At 64.5% G+C, this 15,579-nt stretch carries 12 protein-coding genes; 1 reads left to right on the top strand and 11 read right to left on the bottom strand.

The window, feature by feature from the left end:
* Positions 1-30 precede the first annotated feature (30 nt).
* The 7 genes from XH91_RS24480 to ltnD all read right to left on the bottom strand — a co-directional run bounded on the left by XH91_RS24480 (position 31) and on the right by ltnD (position 11,332).
* Positions 31-1,227 (bottom strand): efflux RND transporter periplasmic adaptor subunit, encoded by a 1,197-nt coding sequence (locus XH91_RS24480; RefSeq protein ID WP_128952954.1) that lies wholly within the window; start codon positions 1,225-1,227, stop codon positions 31-33.
* On the bottom strand, positions 1,214-4,393 hold the full coding sequence (locus tag XH91_RS24485; RefSeq protein WP_128952955.1) for an efflux RND transporter permease subunit: 3,180 nt from the start codon (positions 4,391-4,393) through the stop codon (positions 1,214-1,216). The genes XH91_RS24480 and XH91_RS24485 overlap by 14 nt, the downstream gene beginning before the upstream one ends.
* A gap of 168 nt (positions 4,394-4,561) precedes the next feature.
* Positions 4,562-6,256 (bottom strand): methyl-accepting chemotaxis protein, encoded by a 1,695-nt coding sequence (locus XH91_RS24490; RefSeq protein WP_128952956.1) that lies wholly within the window; start codon positions 6,254-6,256, stop codon positions 4,562-4,564.
* A 232-nt stretch (positions 6,257-6,488) separates the two neighbouring features.
* The gene (locus XH91_RS24495; protein ID WP_128952957.1) at positions 6,489-8,180 is read right to left on the bottom strand and encodes a methyl-accepting chemotaxis protein; all 1,692 of its coding nucleotides are present in this window, start codon (positions 8,178-8,180) and stop codon (positions 6,489-6,491) included.
* Positions 8,181-8,347: 167 nt separating this feature from the next.
* Complete coding sequence (otnK, locus tag XH91_RS24500) at positions 8,348-9,622, bottom strand: 3-oxo-tetronate kinase (protein ID WP_128952958.1); 1,275 nt, start codon at positions 9,620-9,622, stop codon at positions 8,348-8,350.
* Entirely contained in the window at positions 9,619-10,401 is a 783-nt protein-coding gene (otnI, locus tag XH91_RS24505) for a 2-oxo-tetronate isomerase (protein ID WP_128952959.1), read from the bottom strand. The genes otnK and otnI overlap by 4 nt, the downstream gene beginning before the upstream one ends.
* Positions 10,402-10,414: 13 nt before the next feature.
* Positions 10,415-11,332 carry an L-threonate dehydrogenase gene (gene ltnD / locus XH91_RS24510; RefSeq protein ID WP_128952960.1) on the bottom strand — a complete coding sequence of 306 codons (918 nt, stop codon included), beginning with the start codon at positions 11,330-11,332 and terminating at the stop codon, positions 10,415-10,417.
* A gap of 117 nt (positions 11,333-11,449) precedes the next feature.
* Here ltnD and otnC point away from each other — a divergent pair, with 117 nt between their 5' ends.
* Positions 11,450-12,136 (top strand): 3-oxo-tetronate 4-phosphate decarboxylase, encoded by a 687-nt coding sequence (gene otnC / locus XH91_RS24515; protein WP_164933776.1) that lies wholly within the window; start codon positions 11,450-11,452, stop codon positions 12,134-12,136.
* Positions 12,137-12,315: 179 nt separating this feature from the next.
* Here otnC and XH91_RS24520 read toward each other — a convergent pair whose 3' ends face one another.
* The 4 genes from XH91_RS24520 to XH91_RS24535 are packed head-to-tail and all read right to left on the bottom strand — an operon-like array spanning position 12,316 to position 15,548.
* Positions 12,316-13,020 (bottom strand): ABC transporter ATP-binding protein, encoded by a 705-nt coding sequence (locus tag XH91_RS24520; protein WP_128952962.1) that lies wholly within the window; start codon positions 13,018-13,020, stop codon positions 12,316-12,318.
* A complete protein-coding gene (locus XH91_RS24525) occupies positions 13,004-13,735 on the bottom strand; it encodes an ABC transporter ATP-binding protein (RefSeq protein ID WP_128952963.1) in 732 nt (243 codons plus the stop codon). The genes XH91_RS24520 and XH91_RS24525 overlap by 17 nt, the downstream gene beginning before the upstream one ends.
* On the bottom strand, positions 13,732-14,715 hold the full coding sequence (locus tag XH91_RS24530) for a branched-chain amino acid ABC transporter permease (protein ID WP_128952964.1): 984 nt from the start codon (positions 14,713-14,715) through the stop codon (positions 13,732-13,734). Before XH91_RS24530 ends, XH91_RS24525 begins: the two co-directional genes overlap by 4 nt.
* Positions 14,715-15,548, bottom strand: a complete 834-nt coding sequence (locus tag XH91_RS24535) for a branched-chain amino acid ABC transporter permease (RefSeq protein ID WP_245470668.1) — start codon at positions 15,546-15,548, stop codon at positions 14,715-14,717. The genes XH91_RS24530 and XH91_RS24535 overlap by 1 nt, the downstream gene beginning before the upstream one ends.
* Between the last annotated feature and the right edge of the window lie 31 nt (positions 15,549-15,579).

Raw genomic sequence — 15,579 nt, forward strand, 5'->3', positions numbered from 1 at the left:
GCAGGGCTAACCCTCCCTACGGCACTGCGCCTAGCTCTTCGGCGGCTGCTTCTCCGACGCGGTGGCCGGCTTGCCGCCGGCACCGACCACACGCACCTGGTCGCCGTTGGACAGGCCATCCGGCGGGGCAGTGATGACGCGGTCGTCAGGCGCGATGCCCGAGGCGAGTTCGATCTCCTTGCCGAGATCGCGGGCGATGGTCACGGTCTTGAACTGCACTTTGTCATCGGCTCCGACCGTTGCGACGCGCAGGCCGCTGCCGTTGAAGATCAGGGCGCTGGCGGGAATGCTGAGCGGCGCCGAGTCGCGCTGCAGGCTGAGCTTCACGCTGGCATAGCCGCCAGGCATCAGCTCGCCAGTGGAGTTGTCGAGGCCGAGTTGCATGCGCGTGGTGCCCGACGCGACATCGACGGCCTGCGAGGATGCCTCTACCGTGGCCTGAAAAGTCCGGTTTGGATATTCCGGCAGCGAGATGGTGGCCTTGGCGCCGATCTTGATCGCCGGCACGTAGTTCTGGGGAACGTTGACGTAGACGCGCAGCTTGGTGATGTCGGAGACCACGAACATCGCCGGTCCCGAGCCGCCGCCCGCATTGATCAGCGCGCCGACGTCGGTGTCACGCGAGGTCACCACCCCGTCGAACGGCACCGTGATTTTCTTGTAGCCGGCGAGCGCCTCGAGCCGTTCGACATTGGCCTGGCCGGACTTGACCGCCGCGTTCTTGTTGGAGAGATCGGCGGTGCGCTCGTCGATCTCCTGCGCGGAAACGAAGTTGGAGGCGACCAGCGTCTTGCGCCGGTTCAGCGTGGCCTCTGACAGCCTGGCGCTGGCCTGCTGGCTGGCGAGGTCTGCGCGCGCCTGCAGGAGTTGCTGGTCGAGGTCGGGGGCTTCGATCTCCGCGATCACCTGCCCTGCCTTGACCCGCGCGCCGATGTCGGCGCTCCAGCTTTTGAGATAGCCGGAGACACGCGCAAAAATCGGCGCGCGGTAATAGGCTTCCAGCCGGCCCGGCAGGTCGATGGCGAAATTGAGCGCCTTGGCGTTCGGCAAGGTCACGGCCACGCTGGGAATGGCCTGGTCGTCGGTCCATTCCTTCAGCTTGGAGTCCTGGTCCTCGCGAGCCCGGATGCCGGTGCCGACCACGAGGCCTGCCGCAATCAGCGCCACCACGCCGAAAATGCCCAGTTTCCGGTGCGACACCGGGGAGCGGGATTCAGTGGGCGACATGCGGAGTCTCCAAAGGGGCGGCGGCTTTGGCGCCTTGTTTCTTGTGTACCATACTGAACACCACGGGAACAAACATCAGCGTGGCGAAAGTTGCAAAGATCAGACCGCCGATCACGGCGCGGCCAAGCGGCGCATTCTGCTCGCCACCCTCACCGAGCCCTAATGCCATCGGGGCCATGCCGATGATCATGGCGAGCGCCGTCATCAGCACCGGGCGGAACCGGACGAAGCCGGCTTCGAGCGCCGCGGCGATGGGATCGCCCAGCTCCTGATAGCGCTCGCGGGCAAACGAGATCACCAGCACGCTGTTGGCGGTGGCGACGCCCATGCACATGATGGCCCCGGTCAGCGCCGGGACCGACAGCGTCGTCTGGGTCGTGAACAGCATCCAGACGATGCCGGCGAGCGCGGCCGGCAGCGCGGTGATGATCACGAACGGATCGGACCAGGACTGGAAGTTCACCACGATCAGGAAATAGATCAGCACGACGGCGCCAAGCAGGCCGAACAACAGGCCGGTGAAGGCACTGTTCATGGTCTGCACCTGGCCGAGCAGCACGACCGACGAGCCCTTAGGCACCTCCTTGGCGGTGTCCGCAATCAACTGGCGGATGTCATTGGAGACCGCGCCGAGATCGCGGCCCGAGGTCGTCGCAAAGATCTGCACCATCGACTGGATGTCGTATTGCGAGACCACCGCGCTCGAGGTCGAGCGCTTGATGTCGGCGATGCCGCCGAGGATCGGCGACTGCGAATTGCCTGATGCCGTGATCGGCAGCGTCTGCAGCGCGCTGAGCGAATCGATCTGATATTGCGGCGTCTGCATCACGATCGAATAGGACACACCGTTATCAGGATTCAGAAAATACGTCGGCGCGACCTGCGAGGAGCCGGCGAGGTTGACCACGAGGCTGTTGGTGACGTCGCGCTCGGTGAGGCCGACATATTGCGCGCGGGTGCGGTCGACATCGATGTTGAAGGTCGGGTTGCTCGGCGACTGCTGGATGCGCGCATCGGCAACGCCCGGGATCCGGCGGACCTTGGCCAGCAGGTTGTTGGCATAGGCGAAGTTGGCGCCGAGATTGGCGCCGCGGATCTGCAGGTCGATCGGCGCCGGCGCACCGAAGTTCAGGATCTGGCTGACGATGTCTGCGGGGAGGAACGCGAAGCTCACGCCCGGGAACAGCCGCGGCAGCTGCTCGCGCAGCACTTTCACGTGCTCTTCGGTCGGCTTGTGGCCTTCCCTGAGCTTGATCTGGATGTCGCCGTCCTGCGGACCGATCACGCCGGTGTTGTTGTAGGTCATGTTGATGCCGGAGATCGGCATGCCGATGTTGTCGGTCATGGTCTCGATCTCGCCTGGAATCAGCTTGCGGACAGCCTTCTGCACGTCGGCGAGCTGGTTGGCCGTCTCCTCGACGCGGGTGCCGACCTGGGTGCGGACATGCATCAGGATGTTGCCCGCGTCCACCGCAGGGAAGAAGTTGCGTCCGAGGAACGGCACCAACGCGAAGGACGCGCCGACCACGCACAGGAAGCCGATGACGAACACCGGACGATGCGCCAGCGCCAGACCCAGCAGACCGCGGTAACCGCCCCGAATGCGTTCGAACCGGGCCTCGAAACCGCGCTGGAACCAGACGAGGGGATTGCGCGACTTCGGCGGTTCGCCCTCGTGATGGACATGCGCATGCAGCAGATAGTTCGCCATGGTCGGCACCAGCGTACGCGACAGGATGAACGACCAGATCATTGCGAACATCACCGCTTCGGCCATGGGCACGAACAGGAAGCGCGCGACGCCGGTGAGGAAGAACATCGGCACGAACACGATGCAGATACAGAGCAGCGAGACGAAGGCCGGCGTCACGATCTGGTTGGCGCCATCGAGGATCGACTGCTCGACAGGCTTGCCCTGCTCGAGGTGGTAATTGATGTTCTCGATGGTGACAGTTGCGTCGTCGACGAGGATGCCGACCGCGAGCGCGAGACCGCCGAGCGTCATGATGTTCAGCGTCTCGCCGATCGCCGACAGCATGATGATGGCGCCGAGCACCGAGAGCGGGATCGAGACCGCGATGATGATGGTCGAGCGCCAGCTGCCAAGGAACAAGAGGATCATGACACTGGTGAGCAGCGCTGCGATCACGCCTTCGAAGGCGACGCCTTCGATCGCGCCGCGGACGAACACCGACTGGTCGCCGATGAAGCCGATCTTCAGCGCATCCGGCATCTGATCCTTGACGTCGATCACCTTCTGCTTGATGCCGGCGATGATGTCGAGCGTGGAGGTCGCGCCCGCCTTCAGCACCATCATCAGTACCGAGCGGTTGCCGTCGACATGGACGATATTGGTCTGCGGGGGATTGCCGTCGCGCACGGACGCGACGTCGCGCACATAGACCATGGCGCCGTTGACCGTCTTGATCGGCAGGTTGCCGAGCTCGTCGATCTTGAGCGGCGAGTTGTTGAGCTGGATGTTGTACTCGAAAGTCCCGATCTTCTGGGTACCGACTGGCGTGATCAGGTTTTGCGCGGCGAGCGCATTGGCGACATCCTGGCCGGACAGGCCGCGCGCCTGGAGCGCGGTCGGGTCGAGATCAATCGTTACCTGGCGCTGCTTGCCGCCGAATGGATACGGGATCGCCGCGCCCGGCACGGTGACGAGCGGGGTGCGAAGCTGGTTGATGCCGATGTCGGCGAGGTTCTGCTCGGTCAGGCCGTCGCCCGACAGCGCCACCTGGAGGATCGGCACGGTCGAGGCGGAGTAGTTCAGGATCAAGGGCGGGGTCGCGCCCGGCGGCATCTGCTTGATCAGCGTCTGCGAGATCGCGGTCACCTGCGCATTGGCGGTGCGGATGTCGACATTGGGCTGGAAGAAGATCTTGATGATGCCAAAACCGTTATAGGAGTTGGCGGTGATGTGCTCGATGTCGTTGACGGTCGTCGTCAGCGCCCGCTGGAACGGCGTGGTGATGCGGCCCGACATCTGATCGGGCGGCAGACCCGTATACTGCCAGACCACACCGATCACGGGGATGCGGATGTCCGGAAAGATGTCGGTCGGCGTCCGCAGCGCCGCGAGCGGTCCGATGATCAGAAGCAGGAGCGCCAGCACGACAAACGTGTAGGGCCGGCTCAGGGCAATACGAACCAGAGCAATCATTCGTCAGGCAATTCCAGGTCAAGCGAGAATGCGGAATCCGCCCCCACGGCGATCCCGCCCCCGGTTTACCTGAGCACCGCCGGAAACGCTAACCTCCGGCGGCATGCCTGAATTCACTTCCCTGCTACCGCACTGCGGAATCTACATCGCAGCTATGCGAAAGCCCGTTCAGGCAGCACGCACGGAATTCAGGAACTTGCCGACTTCGAGCTTGAGCCGGCTCGAGTCGCGGGACAGCATTTGTGCCGCCGAAAGCACCTGGGAGGACGCGGAGCCCGTCTCTGAGGCGCCGCGCTGGACATCGCCGACGTTGGACGAGACCTGCTGGGTGCCCTGAGCTGCTTGCTGCACGTTGCGCGCGATCTCCTGGGTCGCCGCGCCCTGCTGCTCGACGGCTGCCGCGATCGCGGAAGAGATCTCTGACAGGCGCGCGATGGTGCCGCTGATTTCGCTGATGGCTGTCACCGACTCCTGGGTCGCGGCCTGGATGCCGCCGACCTGCTGGCCGATTTCGCCGGTCGCCTTGGCGGTTTGCTCGGCGAGCGCCTTCACTTCGGAGGCGACCACCGCGAAGCCGCGGCCGGCCTCGCCCGCCCGCGCGGCCTCGATCGTCGCGTTCAGTGCGAGCAGGTTGGTCTGGCCGGCGATGGCATTGATCAGTTCGACGACGTCGCCGATCCGCGATGCGGCCCGCGACAATTCGCTGACACGATCAGTGGTGGCCCGGGCCTGACTGACCGCGTCGCCGGCCATCCTGGAGGAATCCTGAACCTGCCGGCTGATCTCGCGTACCGTGGACGACATTTCCTCTGCGGCCGATGCCACCGAATGAACGTTGGCGGAAGCCTCCTCGGACCCGGCTGCAACGACGACTGACAATTCCTGCGCCCGCCCGGCGGTCGAGGACAGCGTCGATGCAGAAGCCTCGAGCTCGGTTGCCGCCGACGACACAGTCTCGACGATCTCGCCGATTGCGGCCTCGAAGCCATCGGCGAGCTTGGTCATGTCGGCCTTGCGCTGGCCCTCGGCACGGCGCTGCACCGCCTGCACCTCGTCGCGGCTGAAACGGATGATCGTCTGCACGGTCTGGAGATTGCGCAGCGCCTCGCCGATCTCGTCGTCCCGCGTGACGACGATGCGGTTATCGAGCTTGTCCTGGACCAGGTTGACGAGGGTGTCGTTCAGGTGCTGCATCGGCTCCCGGATGGCCCGCATGGTTGCAAGGCCGGCGAAGCCGACGATGCCGGAGCCGACGACGCCCAGCAGCGACAGGATCGAGCTGGCCGAACCACTGGTGGACAACGCGCCGCCGACCGCAAGCGCGAGGATGAACAGAGTCTGGAGCGTCATCATCGTGACGAGCCGCGCCTTCAGCGTCCTGGTGAGGATGGCAAAACGGTCGAGCCAGGAGCGGCGGCGGATGATGCCGGCATCGACTCGATAGCCGTGCGGCTTCTTTTCGCGAATCGCGGCGTAGACCTCTTCTGCAAGCTTGCGCTGATCGGCCGGCAGCCTGGTGCGAATGGAGGTATAGCCCTTGACCTGACCGTTCTCGCGGATCGGGGAGGCTGTCGCCAGCACCCAGTAGAAGTCGCCGTTCTTGCGTCGGTTCTTGACCGCGCCAAGCCAGGGCTTGCCGGCCTTCAACGTATCCCAGAGGTTGTCGAACGCCTCCGGCGGCATATCAGGGTGACGGACGATGTTGTGCGGCTGGCCCATGAGCTCCGCAGACGTGAAGCCTGCGGCGGCGAGGAAGTCCTCGTTGAAATAAGTGAGCTTGCCCTTGAGGTCGGTGCGGGAGACGATCAACGTCTCGTCGCTGACGGGATATTCGACGTCTGTAACGGGAAGGTTCTTGCGCATCGGGCCTCCAAACGAACGACCGGGGTTCATTCCAATCGAACGGCCGATATTCGAGTCGTCTGCAGCAATCCTCATAAAGCGAATTTAACTATCAATGAAGCTGGACTCCCGTGGCTCTACGGGCAGCTCCCCATGATGCTACCTGCAAGCGACACCGGGCTACCAATGGCATAAAGAAAATGAGCGGCGCTGGGGGCGCCGCTCATTTTTTTAAACCACAGATGCTCGAGAGCTACGCGGCGCGCACGTTGGTCAGGAACTTGCCGACCTCGGTCTTCAGCCGGCTCGAATCGTTGGACAGCATCTGCGCCGCCGAGAGCACTTGCGAGGAGGCCGTGCCGGTCTCGATCGCACCGCGCTGCACGTCGGTGATGTTGGAGGAGACCTGCTGGGTGCCCTGGGCCGCCTGCTGCACGTTGCGGGCGATTTCCTGGGTCGCAGCGCCCTGCTCTTCCACCGCAGCCGCGATCGCCGAGGAAATCTCCGAGAGACGCTCGATGGTCGAGGAGATCTCCTTGATCGCGCCGACCGAGTCGTTGGTTGCCGCCTGGATGCCGGAGATCTGCTGGCCGATCTCGCCGGTCGCCTTGGCGGTCTGCTCGGCGAGCGCCTTCACTTCGGAGGCGACCACCGCGAAGCCGCGGCCAGCTTCACCGGCGCGCGCCGCCTCGATGGTGGCGTTCAGCGCCAGCAGGTTGGTCTGGCCCGCAATGGTGTTGATCAGCTCCACGACGTCGCCGATGCGCGCGGCAGCCTTGGACAGCTCGCTGACGCGCTCGGTGGTGGCACGGGCCTGGCCGACGGCGTCACCCGCCATCCGCGCCGATTCCTGCACCTGGCGGCTGATCTCACCGACCGAGGAGGCCATTTCTTCGGTCGCGGAAGCGACCGACTGGACGTTGGTGGAGGCTTCTTCCGAAGCCGAGGCAACCGTCGTCGCCATCCGCTGCGAGCGGTCGGCGGTCGAGGTCAGCGTCGAGGCGGAGGCCTCCAGCTGGGTCGAGGCAGACGATACGGTCTGGACGATCTCGCCGATCATCGTCTCGAATTCGCGGGTGATGTTGTCGACGCGGCGGCCGCGCTCGATCTTGGCCTCGGCGTCGGCCGCGGCGGCCTCGTCGGCTGCCTTCTTGGCGATCAGCGCCTCCTTGAACACCTGGAGCACGTCGGCCATTGCGCCAATCTCGGTCTTCTCGCCGCGGTGCGGGACCTCCGCGGAGAGATCGCCGCGGCCGAGCGCCTGCATCGGCTGCGTGATCGAGTTGATACCGTTGGAGACGTCGTGGACGAGGGTGAAGCCGACGCCGATGCCGGTGATCACGGCAGCACCGAGGATGACCGCGACCAGCATGAACGCGAACGAATAGCTGTCGGCGGCATCCTGAGCCGCCTGATCTCCGCCCTTGGTGTTCAGCTCGATATCCTTGGCCAGGATTGCATCCGCCTCAAGCCCGATCTTGTTGACAGTCTTCGCGTTCAGCTCGTGCGCCTCGTGGGGGATCTTGCCGGCCTCCTGACGCGACAGCGCCATAACTTCCTGCGTGCCCTTCTTGTAGGCATCCCAAGCCTTGGACCACTGGTCGTAAAGCGCGCGCTCTTCGGGCGACGTAATCATGGTCTCATACGTCTTGCGGAATTTGGTATTCGCCTCGACGACGGTCGCAAGCGTCTTCTCAGCCGCGAGTTTCTCTTCCAGAGTTTCCGCCAACATGTGCTCGCGGATAACGTTGCGATAGGTGATGACGCCGGCGCGGAGATCGCCGATCACCCGCACGCTCGGCATCCAGCTTGTCGTGATGTCGCTGGTGTTTGCATTCATCGACCGCATCTTCATGACGGCGAGCAGGCCCATGCCGGCCATTGCGACCAGCAGGAACGCCACGACACTGATGATCTTGGCGCGGATGGAAATCTTGGCGAGCATAGGCAGGTCTCTTTGCGTTGGCGCGGCGGCGCGTCCTGAAATAAGGGATCAACCAAAAGCAGCGGCGCCGACACCCAACAACAAAGCGACTGGGCAGTTGTTAACTACGACTCCGTACGAGCACGGAACCTCAAAGAAGTGAATGAGGACCTAAAAATGCCCTGCGCTCAGCGCATGAGCCTCATCGCATCCGAGAAAAACTCCGGCCCGCCGAAGTTGCCGGACTTAAGCGCGAGCAGCATCTCACCTGCCGTGGCACCTACCGCGCGCAGCACCGGGACGCCCGCGGCGATCTCCGCTCCCACGAGAAATCCGGGAATCCTCAACCGATCAACCACCGCCCCTGAGGTCTCGCCGCCTGCGACGATCAGCCGCCGCACACCTGATTTCACGAGATTTTCGGCGATGTCGGCCATCGTCTGCTCGATCGCGTGTCCGGCAGCGTCGCGGCCGTGGCGCGCCTGAAGCGCGGCGACGTCGGCAGGCGTCGCGCTCGACGCAATCAGCACGGGACCCTGGGCCAATCGCGGCCCCGCCCAATCCAACGCGCGCTGCGCTTCATTGGCACCCGTAAGAATACGGTCGGTGTCGAGATGTAACACCGGCATGACACGCTCGGCATTGGCGATCTGCTGCAAGGTGGCTTGCGAGCAGCTTCCGGCGAGGCACGCCACCTGTCCGCCGACGGTGGCATCCCGCCCGCTACTGGCAGCCGACTTGACCTTGCCGGTCGACACCAGCGCACGGGCGAGCCCAAGGCCGATACCCGAAGCGCCGACCGACAGCCGGTGCTCCGCCGCGACGAGGCCGATGGTCTCGAGGTCGCGGTCGAACACGGCATCGATGATCGCGGCTCCGATACCCTTGCCCGAGAGTTCGGCAAGCCGGCTTCGTACCGCCTCCGCTCCGCGCGAGAGGGTCGGGAGATCGACGAGACCGATCTGCGTCCTGCTCTGCCGCGACAGGACGCGCACCAGGTTTGAATCGTGCATCGGGTTGAGCGGGTGATCCTTCAGGGGGCTCTCGTTCAGCGGCACGGCGCCGACGAACAGATTGCCCTGATAGACGGTGCGGCCGTTCTCGGGGAAAGCCGGCGTCACCAGGACGACGGCCTCGTCGCAATCGGCGCGCAGCGCGTCCATGACCGGTCCGATATTGCCCGCGTCCGTGGAATCGAAGGTCGAGCAGATCTTGAACAGCACATTGCTCGCGCCGCGGCCGCGCAGCCATTTATCGGCCGCACGCGAACGCGACACCGCGAGCCCCGGCTCGATCGAACGGCTCTTCAGCGACACCACGACGGCGTCGACCTCCGGCAGATCAAGATCGTCGGCGGGCACGCCGATGGTCTGGACTGTGCGCAGGCCCGCGCGCGTCAGCGTATTGGCGAGATCGGACGCGCCGGTGTAATCGTCGGCGATGCAGCCCAACGCAAGGGTCACGGCTTCACTCCGGCATAGGGCTTGAACCAGGCGAGGCCATCATTGGTCTTGCCGCGTGGATTGTACTCGCAGCCGACGAAGCCTGCATAGCCGAGACGGTCGAGCTCGTCGAACAGGAACGGATAATTCAGCTCCTCGCCGTCGGGCTCGTTGCGCGAGGGAACGCTGGCGATCTGGATATGGCCGATGATCGGCATCATCTCGCGCAGCCGCATGGTGACGTCGCCATGGATGATCTGGCAGTGATAGATGTCGAACTGGAGCTTCAGGTTGGGAAGCCGCAACTCCTGGATCAGATCGCGCGCGAAGCCGAAATCGTTGAGGAAGTAGCCGGGCACGTTGCGCGGATTGATCGGTTCGAGAACGATATCGATGCCGTGGGCTGCGAAGAACTCGGCGGCCCATGCCACCGATTTGTAGAAGGCCTCGATCGCGAGGCGCTCGCCGCGGTTGGCGATGCCGGCCATCAAATGCAGCCGCTTGACGCCGGTAGCCTTGGCATAAGGCAGCGCCGTCTCCAGACTCGCCTTGAGATCGTTGAAGCGTGCGGGAAGCGCCGCAAAACCCTTCTCGCCGGCATTCCAGTCGCCCGGCGGCAGGTTGAACAGCGCCTGGGTCAGTCCGTTGCGCTCGAGCCGCTCGCCAACCGCTTCGACCGGATGATCATAGGGAAAGAGAAATTCGACGGCCGTGAATCCGGCCTGCGCGGCAGCATCGAAGCGATCGAGGAACGGCACCTCGGTGAACATCATCGAGAGGTTGGCGGCGAAACGGGGCATTGGATATCCTCTTCTACTTGTCGCCGGGAAGCTTGACGCCGGTGACTTGCGCGTACATCCGCGCCACCGAAGCGTCGTCGTCGCGGCCCATGCCGGCGGCCGACGTCATCAGGAACATCTGAAGGGCCGCGGCCGAAACCGGCACCGGAAATCTTGCGCTGCGTGCCATGTCCTGGATGATGCCGAGGTCCTTCACGAAAATCTCGACGGCACTGCGCGGCGTGTAGTCGCCGTCGAGCACATGCGGCATGCGGTTCTCAAACATCCAGGAATTGCCGGCGGATGCCGTGATCACCTCGTAGACCTTGCGGATGTCGAGGCCTTGCTTGGCCGCAAACGCCATCGCCTCCGAGGCAGCGGCGATGTGCACGCCGGCGAGCAGCTGGTTGATCATCTTGAAGGCCGCGCCCTGTCCTGCGGCATCGCCGAGCTCGTAGAGCTTTGCCGCCATGGCATCGAGTGCCGGACGCGCTTTGGCGAACGCGGCCGCGCTGCCGGAAGCGAGGATCGTCAGCTCACCTTGCGCGGCGCGCTGCGCACCGCCGGAGATCGGCGCATCCAGATAATGCCGGCCGGTCGCCTCCAATTGCCTGGCGAGGCGCCGCGCCACATCCGGATCCATGGTGGCCGAAGAAATGAAGACGCTGTCATCAGGCAGGGTCTCGGCGACGCCGCCCTTGCCGAACAAAATCGTCTCGGTCTGCGCCGCGTTGACGACGACGCTGACGACGATGTCCGCCCCCTTGGCCGCCTCGGCCGGCGTTGCAGCGCCAGCGCCGCCGTCCTTGACGAAACGCGCGACCGCATCAGCCGAAACGTCGCAGCCGGTGACGGCGTGGCCGGCGCGCTTCAGCGACGTCGCCATGCCATATCCCATCGAGCCGAGCCCGATGACGGCGATGCGCTGATGTTGTGACGTTGAGGCGGACATGCAACTGACCCTTCGACTAGACCTTGCGAACGTTTCCCGGACGGCCGCCCTTTGCGGCGGCTCACGATCTCGAATAACACGGCTTGGCCGCGCTGCCAAAGCGTGAGACAAGCGGGCATGACGGCCATGAGCACTGAAACGAGCAACGAAACAAGGCTGCGTGAGGATATCTGCCGGTTCGGACGGTCCCTGTTCGAGCGCGGGCTGACGCCGGGCTCGTCAGGCAATATCAGCGTCAGGCTGGATGGCGGCGGCTGGTTGGTGACGCCGACCAACGCCTCGCTCGGTTTCCTCGACCCGGCCAAGCTGTCGCGGCTGGACGAGCAAGGCCGGCTGGTGTCGGGCGACGCCCCCACCAAGGAAGTTCCGCTGCACACCGCGCTCTACGACACGCGCGGCAGTGCACGCGCGATCGTGCATTTGCATTCGACGCACTCGGTCGCGCTCTCGATGCTGCCCGAGATCGACCCGCGCGCCGCGCTGCCGCCGCTGACGGCCTATTATTTGATGAAATGCGGCGCCACCGCCCTCGTGCCCTATTACCGCCCCGGCGATCCCGCGGTCGCCGATGCCATCAAGGGGCTGGCCGGGAAATACTCATCCGTGCTCCTCGCCAATCACGGCCCTGTCGTTGCCGGCGACACGCTGGAAGCGGCGGTGTTCGCGACTGAGGAGCTGGAGGAGACGGCGAAGCTGTACCTGCTGCTGCGCGGGATGAACCCGCGGTATCTGTCGCCGGAGCAGGTCGCGGATCTGGTGAAGGTGTTCGGGGTGACGCTACCGCAGCATGGGCATGGGCATTAGTCCCTTGCTGAGGTGAGCACACCAGCACGCTCCCCCACCGCTGTCATTCCCCGCGAAGGCGGCAATCCAGTACGCCGCGGCCTATCCGCATTTCTCTGACGTCTCTGGATACTGGATCGCCCGATCAAGTCGGGCGATGACACCGAGAGTGTTGAGCGAGCTTGCTCCACACGTCCCGCCTACAGCCCCAGATACGCCTTGCGCACGTCCGGATTGCCCTTGATCTCGGCCGACGGGCCCTGCATCAGCACGCGGCCGGTTTGCAGGATGTAGGCGCGGTCGGCGATCTCGAGGCACTCGGCCATCCGTTGCTCGACGATCAGCACGGTCATGCCGGAGTCGCGGATCAGCTTCACGGCCTGAAAAATCTCGTCGACGAGTTTGGGCATGATGCCCTGCGACGGTTCGTCCAGCATCAACAGCCGCGGCCGCGTCATCAGCGCACGGCCGATCGCGAGCATCTGCTGCTCGCCGCCGGAGAGCGTCTCGGCGCGCTGCTCGAGCCGTTCGGACAGGCGCGGGAACAGCTTGAAGACGAGATCGAGGGGCCCTTCGCGATCCGCCTCGCCGCGATAGAGGTAGCTGCCGAGGCGAAGGTTGTCGCGCACCGACAGACGCGGAAACAGGCGGCGGTTCTCCGGCACATAGGCGATGCCGGCCGCAGTGATGTGGTGCTGCGCCATGCCGTTGATCCGCTTGCCGTCGAAGGTAATGGTGCCCCCGCGCGGACGCTCGGCACCGGCGATCGATTTCAGCAGCGTCGATTTGCCGGCCCCATTGGCGCCGGCGACGCAGACGATCTCGCCCTTGGTGACCTCGATGCTGACCGCGGAGATCGCGACCAGGCCCTGATAGGCGGTCGTGACTTCACGCACCGACAGCATGACGATCTCCCAGATATGCCTTGATCACCTTGGGATCGCGGACGACCTCGGCGGGCTTGCCCTCGACGAGCACTTTGCCGAGGTCGAGCACGATGGCGCGATCGACCAGCGGCATCACGATCTCCATGACGTGCTCGACCATCAAAACGGTGATGCCGGTATCACGTACTTTTCGCACCAGCGCCACGCCGGTCTGCGCCTCGGTCGGCGTCAGACCGGTGAGGACCTCGTCGAGCAGCAGCAGCTTTGGCTCGGTCGCAAGCGCACGGGCGACTTCGAGCCGGCGCTTCTCGGCCGGCACGAGGTCACTCGCGAGCACATCGGCGCGCGCGGCGAGGCCGGTGAACTCCAGCACCTCATGGGCCTTGCGGCGTGCTTCGCGCATCACCGTATTACGCACGAGCGCACCGACGATGACGTTGTCGATGACCGTCATGGTCTCGAAGCTCTTGACCACCTGGAAGGTCCGCCCCACCCCGCGCTGGCAGCGCTCGGCCGCCGGCAATTTGGTGACGTCCTCGCCGTCGAACCAGATCGAGCCCTGCGTCGGCGGCAGGACGCCGGCGATGAGATTGAACAGTGTCGACTTGCCGGCGCCGTTCGGGCCAATCAGGCCGACGATCTCGCCCCGACCGACCGAGATCGAAACATCGCTGTTGGCAACGAGGCCGCCGAACCGCTGCCAGACGCCGCGGGTTTCAAGGAGCGCGGTCATCGCGTTGCCCCCTTCGCTTTGGAGCGGGAGAACAGGCTCACCAACCCCTGTGGCAGGGCCAGCGAGATCGCGACGATCAGCGCGCCGTAGACGATGAGGTCGACGCCGCGGCCGGAGCCCCCGATATAGGAGCGCGTCAGCTCCGTCATCGGGATCAGGATCGCCGCCCCTAACACCGGCCCCCAGAGCGTGCCGATGCCGCCGAGCACTGCCGGCAGTGCCATCAGCAGCGAGAACTGGAAGCCCATCACGCTTTCAGGATCGATATAGGCGAGGAACTGCGCATAAAAGGCGCCGCCGATGGCAACAAGGAACGCCGAGACCGCTGCCGCACCCATCTTGGAGTTGAAGACGACGACGCCAAGGCTTTCGGCGGCTTCCGGATTGTCCTTGACCGCGCGCCACCAGAAACCCCATTTGGAGTCCTCCAGCCACCAGGTGACGAACCAGGCGAGGCAGCACAGCCCCAACGCAAAATAGAAATACGGCAGCTTGCTGCGCATGAACTGGAATTTCAGCCAGCTGTCGCCGCGCACGGGAATGGTGATGCCCATTGCAGCGCCCGCCCATTCCCAATTCTGGAACAGCAGCAGGCCGATTTCGGCGATGACGATGGTCGCGATCACGAAGTAATGGCCGCGCAGGCGGAAGAAGGGATAGCCGAGCCCCATCGCGATGATGGCCGCGATCCCGCCGCCGGCGAGCATGCCGAACCAGGGCAACACGCCGAACTTGGTGTACAGGAGCTCGGTGGTATAGGCGCCGATGCCGAAATAGAGCGCATGCCCGAGCGAGATCTGCCCGCAATAGCCGGACAGGATGTTCCAGCTCTGCGACAGCGCCGCATACATCAAGGTCAGCACCAGGATGTTCTGGACGTAGACGTCCTTGACGAACAACGGCGCGGACGCGGCAAGCGCCGCCAGCACCGCGGCAATGATGAGGTCGCGGCGACGCCGCGCGGCAAAATTCTTGTCCATCACATCGACCCGAACAGGCCACGCGGCCGAATGAAGACGACAAGCAAGTACACGGCATAGATTCCGACCGACTTCAGCGAGGGCGGCAGCATCAAGGCTGTTACGGCTTCGACCAGGCCGACGACGATGCCGCCGGCAAAGGCACCGAACACGCTACCGAAGCCGCCGAGCGCGACGGTGACGTAAGCAATCAGGGCAAAGGAGGCACCGACGTCGGGATAGATGTAGAAGAAAACTGCCATGATCGCGCCGGCCAGACCTACCAGCGCGGCGCCAAGGCCCCAGCCGAGCGCGAACACGCGGTTCTTGTCGATGCCGACGAGCGCGACAGCCCCGGGATCTTCACGGGTGGCTTCCAGCGCGCGGCCGAAATCGGTGCGATTGATGAAGAAATAGAGACCGGCAAAGGCCGCGATCGACACCAGGGCGCCGACCAATTGCGGCTCCGGCAGGAAGATGCCGGCGATCGAGACGGTCTTTCCGCCAAGCCAGGACTGCGGAATGCTGCGATAATCCGGCGTGAAGAAGAACTGAGCGAGGCCCCGCATCACGATGGCAAGGCCGAAGGTGGAGAAGATCTGCACCATGCCGGCATTGGCCTTGGCCCGCATGGCGAAACGTACCACCAACAAATAGACCACGGCCCCCAGCACGAAGAGCGCGGCGGCAACCAGCGGCGCCGACAGCAGGGGATCGATGGCGAAGAACGTGAACAGGAAGAAGGACACGTACATCGCGATCATCAGGAACTCGCCATGGGCGAAGTTCACGACGTCCATCAGGCCGAAGATCAGCGCGAGGCCGACTGCGATCAGTCCGTAGAGCAGCCCCATGAGGAGGCCGCTCGCGAGACTTTGGATAATG

Source organism: Bradyrhizobium guangzhouense (assembly GCF_004114955.1).
GTDB classification, from domain to species: domain Bacteria; phylum Pseudomonadota; class Alphaproteobacteria; order Rhizobiales; family Xanthobacteraceae; genus Bradyrhizobium; species Bradyrhizobium guangzhouense.